Annotated in this window: 13 protein-coding genes; 10 read left to right on the top strand and 3 right to left on the bottom strand. The window is 43.0% G+C overall.

Annotated features, from left to right (window positions below):
* Positions 1 to 8: 8 nt before the first annotated feature.
* The 9 genes from cysD to cysE all read left to right on the top strand — a co-directional run bounded on the left by cysD (position 9) and on the right by cysE (position 7,606).
* Positions 9 to 917: a sulfate adenylyltransferase subunit CysD gene (gene cysD, locus ACM2FC_RS11070; protein WP_498481124.1), complete on the top strand. Its 909-nt coding sequence runs from the start codon at positions 9 to 11 to the stop codon at positions 915 to 917.
* A 4-nt stretch (positions 918 to 921) separates the two neighbouring features.
* Positions 922 to 1,560, top strand: coding sequence for an adenylyl-sulfate kinase (gene cysC, locus ACM2FC_RS11065; protein ID WP_498480962.1), 639 nt, complete (start codon positions 922 to 924; stop codon positions 1,558 to 1,560).
* Between the two features lie 2 nt (positions 1,561 to 1,562).
* Positions 1,563 to 2,525, top strand: coding sequence for a DHH family phosphoesterase (locus tag ACM2FC_RS11060; protein WP_498480961.1), 963 nt, complete (start codon positions 1,563 to 1,565; stop codon positions 2,523 to 2,525).
* Positions 2,526 to 2,590: 65 nt separating this feature from the next.
* On the top strand, positions 2,591 to 4,000 hold the full coding sequence (gene cysN / locus ACM2FC_RS11055) for a sulfate adenylyltransferase subunit CysN (RefSeq protein ID WP_498480960.1): 1,410 nt from the start codon (positions 2,591 to 2,593) through the stop codon (positions 3,998 to 4,000).
* 96 nt (positions 4,001 to 4,096) lie between these two features.
* Entirely contained in the window at positions 4,097 to 4,411 is a 315-nt protein-coding gene (locus ACM2FC_RS11050) for an NIPSNAP family protein (protein WP_498480959.1), read from the top strand.
* Positions 4,412 to 4,554: 143 nt separating this feature from the next.
* A complete protein-coding gene (locus tag ACM2FC_RS11045; RefSeq protein WP_498480958.1) occupies positions 4,555 to 4,989 on the top strand; it encodes a rhodanese-like domain-containing protein in 435 nt (144 codons plus the stop codon).
* A gap of 53 nt (positions 4,990 to 5,042) precedes the next feature.
* A complete protein-coding gene (secB, locus tag ACM2FC_RS11040; RefSeq protein WP_498480957.1) occupies positions 5,043 to 5,516 on the top strand; it encodes a protein-export chaperone SecB in 474 nt (157 codons plus the stop codon).
* Between the two features lie 180 nt (positions 5,517 to 5,696).
* Positions 5,697 to 6,731, top strand: coding sequence for an NAD(P)H-dependent glycerol-3-phosphate dehydrogenase (gene gpsA / locus ACM2FC_RS11035; RefSeq protein WP_498480956.1), 1,035 nt, complete (start codon positions 5,697 to 5,699; stop codon positions 6,729 to 6,731).
* 53 nt (positions 6,732 to 6,784) lie between these two features.
* Entirely contained in the window at positions 6,785 to 7,606 is an 822-nt protein-coding gene (cysE, locus tag ACM2FC_RS11030) for a serine O-acetyltransferase (protein ID WP_498480954.1), read from the top strand.
* A gap of 63 nt (positions 7,607 to 7,669) precedes the next feature.
* Here cysE and ACM2FC_RS11025 read toward each other — a convergent pair whose 3' ends face one another.
* The 3 genes from ACM2FC_RS11025 to argE form a co-directional block, all read right to left on the bottom strand.
* The gene (locus tag ACM2FC_RS11025; protein ID WP_498480953.1) at positions 7,670 to 8,209 is read right to left on the bottom strand and encodes a PadR family transcriptional regulator; all 540 of its coding nucleotides are present in this window, start codon (positions 8,207 to 8,209) and stop codon (positions 7,670 to 7,672) included.
* A 470-nt stretch (positions 8,210 to 8,679) separates the two neighbouring features.
* Positions 8,680 to 11,313 (bottom strand): phosphoenolpyruvate carboxylase, encoded by a 2,634-nt coding sequence (gene ppc / locus ACM2FC_RS11020; RefSeq protein ID WP_498480952.1) that lies wholly within the window; start codon positions 11,311 to 11,313, stop codon positions 8,680 to 8,682.
* Positions 11,314 to 11,545: 232 nt separating this feature from the next.
* The gene (gene argE, locus ACM2FC_RS11015) at positions 11,546 to 12,682 is read right to left on the bottom strand and encodes an acetylornithine deacetylase (RefSeq protein WP_498480951.1); all 1,137 of its coding nucleotides are present in this window, start codon (positions 12,680 to 12,682) and stop codon (positions 11,546 to 11,548) included.
* A 153-nt stretch (positions 12,683 to 12,835) separates the two neighbouring features.
* Between argE and argC the strand changes: the two genes are divergently transcribed.
* The gene (gene argC, locus ACM2FC_RS11010; RefSeq protein ID WP_498480950.1) at positions 12,836 to 13,840 is read left to right on the top strand and encodes an N-acetyl-gamma-glutamyl-phosphate reductase; all 1,005 of its coding nucleotides are present in this window, start codon (positions 12,836 to 12,838) and stop codon (positions 13,838 to 13,840) included.
* Positions 13,841 to 13,850: the final 10 nt, after the last annotated feature.

The following is a 13,850-nucleotide window of genomic DNA, read 5'->3' as shown; positions in this document are numbered from 1 at the left end:
AGATGAATATTGCTCCTAAAAAATTAACGCATTTAAAGCAACTCGAAGCTGAGTCCATTCATATTATAAGAGAAGTCGCGGCCGAGTTTGACAACCCAGTGATGCTGTACTCCGTTGGAAAAGATTCCTCAGTGATGCTGCATTTAGCCAAAAAAGCATTTGCACCGGGTACACCTCCTTTCCCTCTTATGCATGTCGATACCACGTGGAAATTTAAAGAGATGATTGCGTTTCGCGACTACATGGCGAAAAAAGTGGGAATGAAATTGATCGTGCACCAAAACCCAGACGGATTAGCGATGAATATCAGCCCGTTTGTACATGGTAGTTCACGGCATACCGATATCATGAAAACGCAAGGTCTAAAGCAAGCATTGGATAAGCATGGATTTGATGCCGCTTTTGGTGGCGCGCGTCGAGATGAAGAGAAATCCCGTGCGAAAGAGCGCGTGTACTCTTTCCGAGATGAGCACCATCGATGGGATCCGAAAAACCAGCGTCCTGAGCTTTGGAATGTGTATAACGGCAAAGTAAATAAAGGCGAAAGTATCAGGGTATTCCCGTTGTCGAACTGGACTGAACTGGACATTTGGCAATACATCTATTTAGAAAATATCGAAATTCCAGAACTTTACCTATCGAAGAAGCGACCAGTTGTAGAGCGTGATGGCATGCTAATTATGGTCGATGATGATCGAATGGAGCTAAGAGAAGGTGAGCAAATTGAGCAGAAAATGGTTCGATTTAGAACGTTAGGCTGCTACCCGCTGACTGGCGCAGTTGAATCTGAGGCAACGACCTTAACAGAGGTCATCCAAGAGATGTTACTTACCACCACATCTGAGCGTCAAGGTCGAGCCATTGATCACGATAGTGCAGGTTCGATGGAGAAGAAAAAACGAGAAGGGTATTTTTAATTCTATGGCGGCCTACGAGAAAAAGAATCATAACGCCGTTAGCGAAGATATCGTCTGGCATCACGCTAGTGTCGATCATTTGCAACGTGCGCGGCTCAACCAACAAAAACCAGTTGTACTGTGGTTCACTGGATTGAGCGGATCAGGAAAATCAACCATTGCCAATGCTGTAGAACGGCTGTTGTTTGAGATGGGTAAGCGTAGTTACCTTCTTGACGGCGATAACATTCGTCACGGCCTAAATAAAGATCTTGGCTTTAGCGACCAAGATCGAGTGGAAAATATTCGTAGAATTGGAGAAGTTGCAAAGCTTTTTGTCGATTCTGGTTTAATTGTTCTTACAGCGTTTATTTCTCCATTTGTATCCGACCGTCAACAAGCGAGAGCATTGTTAGAGCAAGAGCAATTTTTAGAAGTGTATATCGACACGCCTCTTGAAATATGTGAGCAGCGCGATCCTAAAGGGCTATATAAGAAAGCTCGAGCGGGAGAAATCGCTAATTTCACTGGGATTGATTCTGTCTATGAAGCGCCGGTTGATCCCGAAATACACATTCGAACTGAAGGATTGTTGGTGGAACAATGTGCTAAGCTGGTGCTCGATGAATTAACACGACTTAGCTTGTTGGAAATTAAGGAATAAACATGCACTACGATGTTTTTAATGGCGACGCAGATGGAATTATTGCACTACTTCAACTTCGGTTATCAAAGCCTATCGACAGTCAATTAATCACCGGTATAAAGCGTGATATCAAGTTACTCAAAAAGGTGGAAAGCCAGCCTGATGTATCTTCGATTACGGTGCTCGACATATCTCTAGAAAAAAACGTTGAACCTTTAAAATCTTTATTAGAGAAAGAGGTCAACGTATTTTATTGTGACCATCATCGAGCAGGTGACATTCCACATTCTCAATATCTGACTTGCCGTATCAACACTGACTCAGAAGTTTGCACTAGCTTATTGATCAATGAGGAGCTGGGGGGGCGCTACTTACACTGGGCTATTGTGGCTGCATACGGGGATAACTTGGTTTCAACGGCTGAAAAACTAGCAATAGAAAATGGGGTGTCCGAAGTAGATAGGCAATATCTCAATGAGTTGGGCACTTTAATCAACTACAACGGCTACGGAGCTTCTATTGCAGACTTGCATATACCGCCAGCTGAACTGTACCGCCAATTACTGAAGTTCGAGAGCCCATATCAATTGAGAGATGAGCGTCAATCTGTGTACTACCAGTTGAAAGAAGCTTACCAGCAGGATCGCCAATTTTTGGACAAGTTATCTCCTGCTGAAGACTCAAGCAATATACGGGTTTTTGAGTTACCTTCTGAAGCTTGGGCTAGGCGTATCAGTGGCGTGTTTGGCAATGAATTAGCCAATCAGCAACCCGATAAAGCTCATGCTGTTTTAACGTTGAATCCTAATCAGAGGGATTTTACTGTCAGTGTTCGTGCTCCACTGAACAATCGTGTTGGTGCGGATGATGTATGTTGCCAGTTTGAAACAGGTGGTGGCAGAAAAGCAGCGGCAGGTATTAACGCGCTGCCACTTGCTGAAAAGACAAGGTTTATCCATATATTGGATCGCTATTACAACTAAATTTTTTTGAAGTGTTGCGAGAAGTTATTTCGCTGCATGCTATTTGGAAATACTAGGAAACTCATATGTCACATTCGTCCGAGCTAATCGCGAAAGATATAGAAGCCTATTTGAAGGTGCATGAAAATAAGGATTTGCTCCGTTTTTTGACTTGCGGAAACGTCGATGATGGCAAGTCAACCTTGATAGGGCGTTTGCTGTATGACAGCAAACTCATCTATGAAGATCAAATGGCTGCGATAGAGAAAGATTCGCAAAAATTTAATACCACTGATGAAGACTTTGATTTAGCGCTTTTGGTCGATGGCTTACAGTCTGAGCGTGAGCAGGGCATAACCATTGATGTGGCGTACCGATATTTCTCGACAGACAAGAGAAAGTTCATCATTGCCGATACTCCTGGCCACGAGCAATACACGCGCAACATGGTAACCGGTGCATCGACCTGCGATTTAGCGATAGTCATGGTTGATGCGCGGCATGGTATCCAAACTCAAACTCGTCGCCACAGCTATATTTGTAGCTTGCTTGGTATCAAACACATCATTGTTGCCATCAATAAAATGGACTTGATGAAATACGACCAAAAGGTCTATCGCAAGATTAAAGCAGATTATCGGGAAATGGCCAAAAGCTTTAATATTGATGATATTCGTTTTGTTCCGATCTCGGCACTGAAAGGTGACAATGTTGTTACTCCAAGTGAAAACATGGATTGGTATCCAGGCGCAACATTAATGAAGCTGCTAGAAACAGTAAAAGTTAATCAAGACAAAGATCTTGAGCATATGCGTTTCCCTGTTCAATATGTTAACCGACCAAACCTAAACTTTCGCGGGTTTTGTGGCACACTCGCATCAGGTGTCGTGCAAGTAGGCGACAACATTACAGCCTTGCCTTCTGGTAAGCAGTCAAAGGTGAAATCTATCTTTACCTATGAAGGTGAGCTAGAGAGCGCTTTCCCAGGTCAGGCCATTACCTTGACGTTAGAAGATGAAATTGATGTGTCTCGCGGAGATATGCTGGTACATACGGGACATGAGCCAGAAAGTACCAGTCATTTCAATGCTCATACTGTTTGGATGGGAGAAACGTCAATGCGTACCCATCAAGAATATATCTTCAAGTTTGCTACTAAAAGCTGCTCAGGTACCTACTCAAATATCGTTCATAAGATTGATGTGAATACTTTAGAGCAGAGTAGTGAAGATAGCGATAGTTTGGAACTCAACGAGATCGCTTTGGCTTCTATCAAACTTACTGACACTGTTCCTCTTGATAGTTATCAAGATTTGCCACAAACCGGCGCGTTTATTGTTATTGATCGAAATACTAACGTGACGGTGGGGGCCGGTATGGTTTCCTCATTACTTGATAGTGCGAGAGAGCCTGAGCGAGTCTACTCACAGCTAGAAAAAGACTTAAATGCTTATGTGAGGAAACACTTTCCTGAATGGGAGTGTAAAGAAATATAACAAAAACTTGGGCGAAACATATAGGGTCGGCAGTGACATTGCCGACCTTTTTCGTTTAAATGTGCCATTTGCATTATTGAAGACAAAGGATAAAGAATGAAGGTTACTGAGCTTCGTGAATATAAGATAAAACCCGGAAAAACTGAGCAATGGCTGGCATGGATGGAAGAGGAAATTCTACCATTACAGCGTTCAAAGGGGATGAAGATTGTTAGTACCTATATACACAAAGGGGAAGATGGTGAAGATTACTTTGTTTGGTTACGAGAGTTTGATGATGAAGAGTCCAGACAAAAAATTACTGCGGAGTTGTATGATGAGAGCTGGATAAATAATATCAGACCAAAAGTGTTCGAATTGATAGAACAAGACTCTGTTCGAGTTCGTCTACTTCGTCAAGTTCGGTTGTAGCCAGTTAATATAGAGACATTGCATAAAAGCGGCAATTTAGGGCTCTGTTACAGCTTCTAATCGTTCTCACCTCGCATCTTGTCAGTATCCTAGTTATACTCCTACTCTGAAAATTATATCGACATTTAGCTAGAGCAGAAAACATGCAAGAGTATATCCAATTCTTCCAACAAAATTTGATGCTGTCAGTGGTATGGGTGGGACTTTTAGTTGCGCTTATTGTGACTATTTTTAAATCTTCCACTGCTCCATTTAAGACCATTACAGCGTCTGAAGCGACTTTTTTAATGAACAAGGAAAATGGTGTGGTGATTGATATTCGTACTAAAGACGAATTTAAATCCGGCCATATCACCGACGCACTGCACATTTTGCCTTCTGAGATAAAAGAAGGAAATGTGACTAGCCTTGAAAAGCATAAATCAGACCCAATCATCGTAGTATGTAAAACCGGTCAAACTGCTCGTGAAAGCGCGAACTTACTAGCGAAAGCTGGATTTGAAAAGGTCAATTTACTTAAGAATGGCTTGATATCTTGGAACGAGGCAAACCTTCCTTTAGTCCGCGGTAAAAAGTAAATTTTGTATTGTCCATCTATTCATAAAATGGACGAAAATTAAGGATCCCCAAAATGGCTGAAGCAGCACCAGAACAAGAAGCACAAAACTTTGCAATTCAACGCATCTTCCTTAAAGATGTTTCATTTGAAGCGCCTAACTCACCGGTTATGTTCCAAAAAGACTGGAACCCAGATGTGAAGCTTGACCTAGACACACAGAGCCGCGAATTGGGCGAAGGCGTATACGAAGTAGTATTACGCTTAACAGTTGTCGTTAAGAATGAAGAAGAAACAGCGTTTTTGTGTGAGGTTCAGCAAGGTGGCATCTTCTCAGCAGACCAAATGGAAGCAGGTCAGCTGGCACATTGCCTAGGCGCATTCTGCCCTAACATCTTATTCCCTTATGCAAGAGAGACAATTTCCAGCTTAGTTGTTAAAGGTACTTTCCCACAATTGAACCTTGCTCCTGTAAACTTCGATGCATTGTTTATGAACTACCTTCAACAGCAAGCGCAAGAAGAAGGCAGTGACCAAGTAGGCGCATAAACATTTGAGCTTTAAGCTCTTATATTACGTCAATATAAGGTACTGAAAATGCACTAATCATCGAGTTAAACGTCGGTGACAAGTGCATTTTTTTGTTTACAATAAAAATCATCATAAACTAGAGTTTATTGACTTCGAAGGCCAATAAATTCCGGCTCAACGACACTGTAGGCACAGATAATGACAGGTACACAACTCAATAATGCATATGGAAAAGATGTTTCAATGGTTGTATTAGGTGCAGGCTCATATGGAACTTCTTTAGCCATTTCTTTAGCTCGAAATGGTGCAAACATTGTACTTTGGGGACATGATCCCCAGCATATGCAGCGCTTAGAAGAAGATCGAGCTAATCATGAGTTTCTGCCAGAGGTAGAGTTTCCAACGAGTTTGATTATTGAGTCTGACTTAAAAACAGCGGTTCAGTCGAGCCGGGACATACTTGTGGTTGTTCCAAGCCATGTTTTTGGTGTGGTACTTAAAAATGTGGCACCACACCTACTGAAGAACTCCCGTATTTGTTGGGCAACAAAAGGACTTGAGCCAGAAACAGGTCGATTGCTAAAGGATGTCGCAAATGATGTGCTAGGGGAGCAATATTCTCTGGCAGTCATATCCGGACCGACATTCGCCAAAGAACTAGCAGTAGGACTGCCAACTGCAATATCTGTGTCATCACCAGATCCTGAGTTTGTTGTCGACCTGCAGGATAAGATCCATTGCAGTAAGACATTTCGAGTTTATGCAAATGATGATTTTATTGGGGTACAGCTAGGTGGAGCAGTTAAAAATGTGATTGCAATTGGAGCTGGTGTTTCTGATGGTATTGGCTTTGGTGCAAATGCTCGAACTGCGTTGATCACTCGAGGCCTCGCGGAAATGACTCGTCTGGGACTCGCGCTAGGTGCACAGCCTGATACATTTATGGGAATGGCTGGGTTGGGTGATTTGGTATTAACTTGTACGGATAATCAATCGAGAAACCGGCGGTTTGGTCTTGCTCTTGGCCAAGGTAAAGATGTCGATACAGCACAAGAAGAAATTGGCCAAGTTGTTGAAGGTTATCGTAACACCAAAGAAGTTTGGTTGCTGGCGAAACGAGTGGGTGTTGAGATGCCAATAGTTGACCAAATCTATCAAGTATTGTATCAAAGTAAAAATGCGCGAGTGGCTGCTCAAGATTTACTGGCGCGAGATAAAAGAACTGAGAGTTAATGTTTAAGTTTGCTTGGGCTTACATTAAGCAAAGAATCTAGGATAGAGTCTACATGAAACATTGTGAAAAACAGCAGATATGGCGAGCAATTGTGCGTGAAGCGCGAGAGCTGTCTGAACAAGAGCCTATGCTTGCGAGCTTCTATCACGCCACCATCATTAAGCATGATAGTTTAACTTCTGCTGTCAGCTATATTCTCGCCAACAAGCTAAATACAGCGTCAATGCCAGCAATGGCGGTGCGAGAAGTAATAGAAGAAGCGTTTAACTCCGATGCGAAGATTGCAGCGGCGATGGCGTGTGATATCTGTGCAACGGTAAATCGTGACCCTGCAGTAGCAATGTATTCTACCCCTATTCTCTATCTTAAAGGTTATCACGCTCTACAGGGATATCGAGTCGCTAACTGGCTATGGAATCAAGGGCGTAAAGCATTAGCGAGCTATCTACAAAACCAAATTTCAGTAGCCTGCCAAGTTGATATTCATCCAGCGGCTAAGATAGGTAAAGGCATCATGCTTGACCATGCCACGGGAATAGTGATTGGTGAGACTGCTGTAGTTGAAAATGATGTGTCTATCTTGCAGGATGTGACTCTGGGTGGTACCGGAAACGATTGTGGTGATAGACATCCAAAAGTGCGTGAAGGCGTTATGATTGGTGCCGGAGCGAAAATATTGGGTAATATTGAAGTTGGTCAAGGAGCAAAAATTGGTTCTGGTTCGGTTGTTTTACAAGCGGTGCCTGCTCATACGACTGTGGCCGGTATTCCAGCTAAGGTGGTAGGTAAGCCGAAATCAGATAAACCATCACTCGACATGGATCAGCAATTCAATGGAAAGTCTCAGAGTTTTTCTGATGGTGAGGGAATCTAAGAGGCTAGATAAAAAGAACCTGCCTTAAACATATTTTAAGGCAGGTGAGATTGGTTGTGAGAATTAAGAAATAGCGTCTAGTTCAGATAGTACTTCTTCAGCCCATTGAATCCACGCCTGACGGACTAATAGGTTGCGACGTAGGGTCAGCCTTTCTAGACGTTGTTGTTTGTCTAGCGTATTTGGCGTCGAGTAGTAAGCCGCTTCAATTTCTTGATAGTGTGCGACTAGTTTATATGATTCTTCAACCAACTCAGCGAGTTGTGTTCTATATGGGCCAGAAGGCTGAACAGAACATGCCATCAATTTTGCTGAAAATTCATCGCGAATGGTTGGGTGGGCGGTAGGTTGATCAAACCATTCCCCTAATGCACTGCGTCCCAAATCAGTAATCGAATAGACTTTACGATCTGGCTTGCCTTCTTGAGGCTCAAGGACACACGTGACTAAATTGTTCTGAGCCATTTTATTTAGCTCGCGATAAACTTGCTGGTGGCTTGCTTTCCAAAAATAGCCGATGCTAGCAGAAAACTCTTTAGTAATATCGTATCCTGTTGCATCGCGCGTACTTAAAACTGTTAAGATTACGTGTGGTAATGACATGTTTTCAATCCAAATGCTCAATAAACAAAAAATACTTGTTTGAACAGCTGTCATGCTTCTATAGGCATTTAATCATCAGTAAGTTCAAACAAAACCCAACAAAAAAACTACGTTGGCAATGTCTCCTTACTTAAGCCGTTTTATCACCTAGATCGATAATTGAAGTATCGAATACTGCGAAATGTAGATTTAATTGTGCCCGCAGCGGAGCAGTAGTATATCTAAATAATAAGCATAAAGTAGAATAGATGGGTAAATAACTACAAAAAACTGACAAAATAATCAATAAGAGACTAAATTAGAATATTTAACTAAATTACCTCGGTAATTATTGGTTAATTGGATGAATATTTTGTTGAATTTTAGCGGACTATGCTAGTAAATGAGTCGAACTTAAGTGAAGATAATGATAACTGGTTGGCTGAACAGGGTTTTCTGTTCAACCAACCTATTTAGCTGAGCAATGTCGGTTAACCAGTGTTTCGCATACCAGCGGCGATACCAGCAATGGTAACCATTAATGCTTCCTCTAGCTCAGCTGAGGGATTTTCCGTCTGGCGTGTGCGGTATAGCAGTTCCGCTTGCAACATGTTGAGAGGCTCAACATAGATGCTTCTTAGACGAATTGACTCAAGTCCCCATGGATCACTTTGCATCAAGTTCTCGTTGTTCTCGACGTTTAGTACAGCCATGATATCTTTTTGCAATTGGGCTCTTAATCTATCACCAAGTGGAATTAAGTTTTTGTCTACTAATCTTTGGTCGTAGTAGCGCGAGATTTCACTGCTGCACTTGTAGTACACCATCTCCAGCATGCCCAACCGAGTTGAGAAGAAAGGCCATTCGCGACACATATCTTCTAGCAGAGCCTGATGCCCTTTATCAATGGAGTTTTGAATGGCTTCACCTGCACCTAACCAAGCTGGAAGTACAAGACGGTTTTGGCTCCAAGAGAAAATCCAAGGAATGGCACGCAGGCTTTCAACGCCACCTTTCGGGTTTCTTTTCGCTGGTCTTGAACCTAAAGGTAGTTTCCCTAGTTCGAGTTCAGGTGTGGCTTGACGGAAATATGGAACGAAATCGGGCTCGCCTCGAACCACGCCTCGATAGGATTCACAAGACACATCCGATAGCTCATCCATCAGATCTCGCCACTCCTGCTTGGGTTCCGGTGGTGGTAGAAGGTTTGCTTCCAAAATCGCGCTTGCGTACAAGTTGAAGCTGTTTATCGCGACTTCAGGAAGGCCAAGCTTAAAGCGAATCATCTCACCTTGCTCAGTAACGCGAAGACCGTTTTTCAAGCTTTTCGGTGGTTGAGAAAGTAGAGCAGCGTGAGCAGGCGCACCACCACGTCCGACAGTGCCACCTCGGCCGTGGAATAGTGTTAACTCGATACCTTCACTTTCACCTAGCTCAACCAAGGCCTCCATTGCACGATATTGTGCCCAGCCAGCAGCCATGACGCCTGCATCTTTTGCAGAATCTGAGTAACCGATCATGACCATTTGGTGGTTTTGGATGAAGCCACGGTAGAGATCGATATCCATCAACTGCTTCATCACTGATTCTGCGTTGTTTAAGTCATCAAGCGTTTCAAACAGTGGACATACGTCCATACGATATGGGCAACCGACTTCTTGCAGTAGCAAGTGAACAGCAAGAACGTCTGAAGCAGTTCTTGCCATGGAAATGACGTATGCTCCGAACGCTGCTCTTGGTTGTGCTGCGATGATGCGACAGGTATCCAGCACTTCTTGTACAGGCTCTGAAGGCTGCCAATCGAGCGGAAGAAGTGGTCTTTTTGAACTCAACTCATTGGTTAAGAATGCAACTTTATCTTGTTCACTCCATTGATCGTAATCGCCAATACCAAGATGACGAGTTAATTCAGATAGAACATCAGAGTGACGAGTACTTTCTTGCCTGATATCTAGGCGAACGAGGTGAACGCCGAATGCCTTGATGCGACGAAGGGTATCTAACAGACAACCGTCTGCGATGACGCCCATTCCGCATTCGTGTAGAGATTCGTAACATGCTTGCAGAGGTTGCCAAAGCTGCTCTGCACTTCTTAGTGGCGCTTTAACCGAAAGCTGCTGACCATTGATTTTGGCATCAAGAATTTCAATCGTTTCGGTTAGTAGATTACGTATACCTTTTAAAACAGCACGGTAAGGTTCGTGTTCATTGTCGCCTGCTAACGCTCTTACAGTATCGTTGCACTTGGTCATCGAAAGTTCGCTGACCAGTTCATTGATGTCATTCAAATATAGGTCTGCGGCTTTCCAGCGAGACAGCAATAGTACTTCGCGAGTGATTGAGTGAGTGACAAATGGGTTTCCGTCTCTGTCACCGCCCATCCAAGATGAAAAATGAACTGGAGCGGCATCAAGAGGAAGACCTTCACCGAGGTAATCCTCCAATCGCTCGTCTAATTCACGTAAGAAATCAGGAACGGCTTCCCACAATGAGTTTTCAATTACGGCGAAGCCCCACTTAGCTTCGTCTAGTGGAGTAGGTCTTTGTTTACGAATGACATCGGAATGCCAGCTTTGTGCGATTAACTGCTCTAGACGCCGCTCAGTTTTGTTTCGCTCTTTTTGTGATAGGTCGTTGAGTTCAAGTTTAGACAGGCACTCGTTAATTTTGACCAGTTTATTGATCATCGTGCGACGAGTGATTTCTGTTGGGTGCGCAGTAAGTACTATTTCAATATTCAGATCTTTAACTGCTTGAGCTGTATCCAATTTGCTGATGTCATTTTGGCTAAGCTTTGCTAGTAAAGTGCTGATGGAGTTCGGTTCGCAGACATGATCTTCGCAGTGCCGTGAGATGGTGTGGTACTGCTCTGCCATGTTGGTAAGGTTAAGAAATTGGTTGAAAGCTCTGGCAACTGGAGTGAGCTGCTCGTCTGGAAGGTTTTTGATTTCTTCAATGAGACTGTCTTGGTCGGCTACGCTGCCTGCACGTGCTGATTTAGAAAGTTTACGGATGGTTTCTACTTTCTCTAAGATAACGTCTCCATGAGCATCTTGGATCGTGTTTCCAAGCAAACGTCCGAGCATGCTGACATTACTTTTAAGTGCAGAGTACTTCTCGTTCATTCTCGTCCTGCCTTTTGTAAATTAATTACATTAAATATCCCTCAATAGTGAAACAATCTAGCTAAATTTTACCCAAAGAGTCAAATGGTGACCTGCATCTCGGATTAAATTTATAAGAACTGCTCTGTTTTGGTGATCTGTTGCACAGTTTTGAAAGAGCTATGAAAATTTACTACAGATTGCGAGCGGTGAAGCCTTGTTGCTCAACCGCTCGCAGTACATATGGCAGGAGCTAGAAACAATACTTATAGATTGCTTTCGACAGCACTTCCAAGGTGGGTTGAATAAATTTGAAATCTAAGTATTCATCGGGCTGGTGGGCTTGGTTTATGGAGCCTGGACCTAGCACTAATGTGGGGCAAAGCTGTTGCAAGAAAGGTGCTTCAGTACAATAGTTTACCGTTTCAGAAGGGGTCTCGCAGATCGATTCCATTTGTGAAATAAATGGATGGTCATGTTGACATTCAAACCCCGGAACTGGTTCATGCAATGGAGTAATAGCAATTCTGCCTGGCCATTTTTGCTCAATTTCTTGTAGACAATTCTTTAGTAAATTGTCTAAACCGTCCAAACTTATCCCGGGTAAAGGGCGAATATCATAATGAAGCTCACAGCACCCACATATGCGATTTGCACTGTCACCACCATGGATATGACCAAGATTTAGTGTCGGAGTCGGAATTGCGAACCCTGGATGATGATATTGTTTGATCAGGTCATCTCGTAAGTTTTTCAATGCAAACAACACTTCATGCATAATTTCAATCGCATTGACACCGAGTGATGGATCAGAAGAATGTCCGGATTTTCCAGTGACGCGAATCGCGTTTGCCACATGGCCCTTGTGAGCTCGTATTGGCACTAGGCTGGTTGGCTCACCAATGATGCAATAGTCAGGCTTAAACGGCGCATTATGAGCAAAATCTCTTGCACCGATCATGGTGGTTTCTTCATCGCAAGTTGCAAGAATATAAAGTGGTTTTGTTTGTTTACTCCAATCGATATTTTTTACCGCATCGATGATGAAAGCAAAGTAGCCCTTCATATCTGCCGTACCCAATCCATAAAAACGGTTATTATCTTCAGTTAAGGCATGAGGCTCGTAGTTCCAACGCCCTTGGTCGAAAGGAACGGTATCGCTGTGCCCAGCGAGTAGCAGCCCGCCTTCCCCAGAACCTTTTTTTGCGATCAGGTTAAATTTTCCTGGTTTCACTTGATTTACTTGTACTTCAAAGCCAATATCATTCAACCAAGATTCTAGTTTTTCAATAACTTGCAAGTTACCTTCATCCCAGGATGGATCTGATGAACTAATCGATGAGGTGGAAATTAAACCACTATAAATCTCTTTGAATCCGGGTAATTGCATTTTATCTCCACTTCTACTGTTGACAGATTCTCATTTAGACGTTAAAAACATATTAAATCATTTTTAATGAATAAAAATACAAAATATTGCATTTTGTTTGCATTAAAAATCATTTGATCGCAATTGAAATGTATTAATAACGGAACATTTGAGATGTTAAAAACCATAATTATAGGTGCAAGTGGTTATACAGGCTGTGAGCTTGCTTTGATGGTAGATAAACACCCAGAGCTCACGCTATCAGGTTTATATGTTTCCGCCAATAGTGTTGATGCGGGAAAACCTATCTCAGAGTTGCATGGCAAGCTATTAGGTGTTGTTGACATGGCGGTAGAGCCACTACTGGATGCCCAAGAGATTGCCCGCAAAGTCGATGTTGTCTTTTTAGCTACCGCTCATGAAGTGAGCCATGATTTTGCTCCGGTATTCTTGGCTGAAGGTTGCCAAGTGTTTGACCTATCGGGTGCGTTTCGTGTTAAGGCTGAGCAATTTTACCCACAATATTATGGTTTTGAACACCAACATGAACAGTGGCTAGATAAAGCGGCTTACGGTTTGGCTGAGTGGAATAAAGAAGCCATCAAGGCTTCTCAACTCATTGCTGTTGCTGGGTGCTATCCGACGGCATCTCAAATGGCGATTCGCCCCCTTTTACAACAAGGCTTGCTTGATACTAACCAATGGCCAGTGATAAACGCGACAAGTGGCGTATCGGGCGCTGGGCGCAAAGCGACAACGAATAATAGCTTTTGTGAGGTGAGTTTAAAGCCATATGGTGTATTTACTCATCGTCATCAGCCAGAGATTGCCAATCACTTGGAGTGTGATGTGGTATTTACTCCTCATTTGGGAAACTTTAAGCGCGGAATTCTAGCAACGACGACCATGAAGCTCGCAGGAGAAGTCACGTTAGATGAAGTGAATTCAGCTTTCGAAAGTGCTTATGACAACGAACCATGTATTCGTTTAACAAAAGCAGTGATGCCGAGCATTCAAGACGTAGAAAACACACCATTTTGCAACATCGGTTGGCAAGTGAGTGGCCAACATATCATCGTAGTTTCGGCGATCGACAACTTACTTAAAGGTGCTTCAAGCCAAGCAATGCAGTGCTTGAACATCCATTACGGTTTTTCTGAAATGACAGCCTTGATATAGAACTTAAGGC

This window comes from Vibrio sp. A37 (assembly GCF_059777565.1).
Note: the sequence above shows the minus strand (reverse complement) of the source record. Positions and strands in the feature narration are given on the sequence as shown.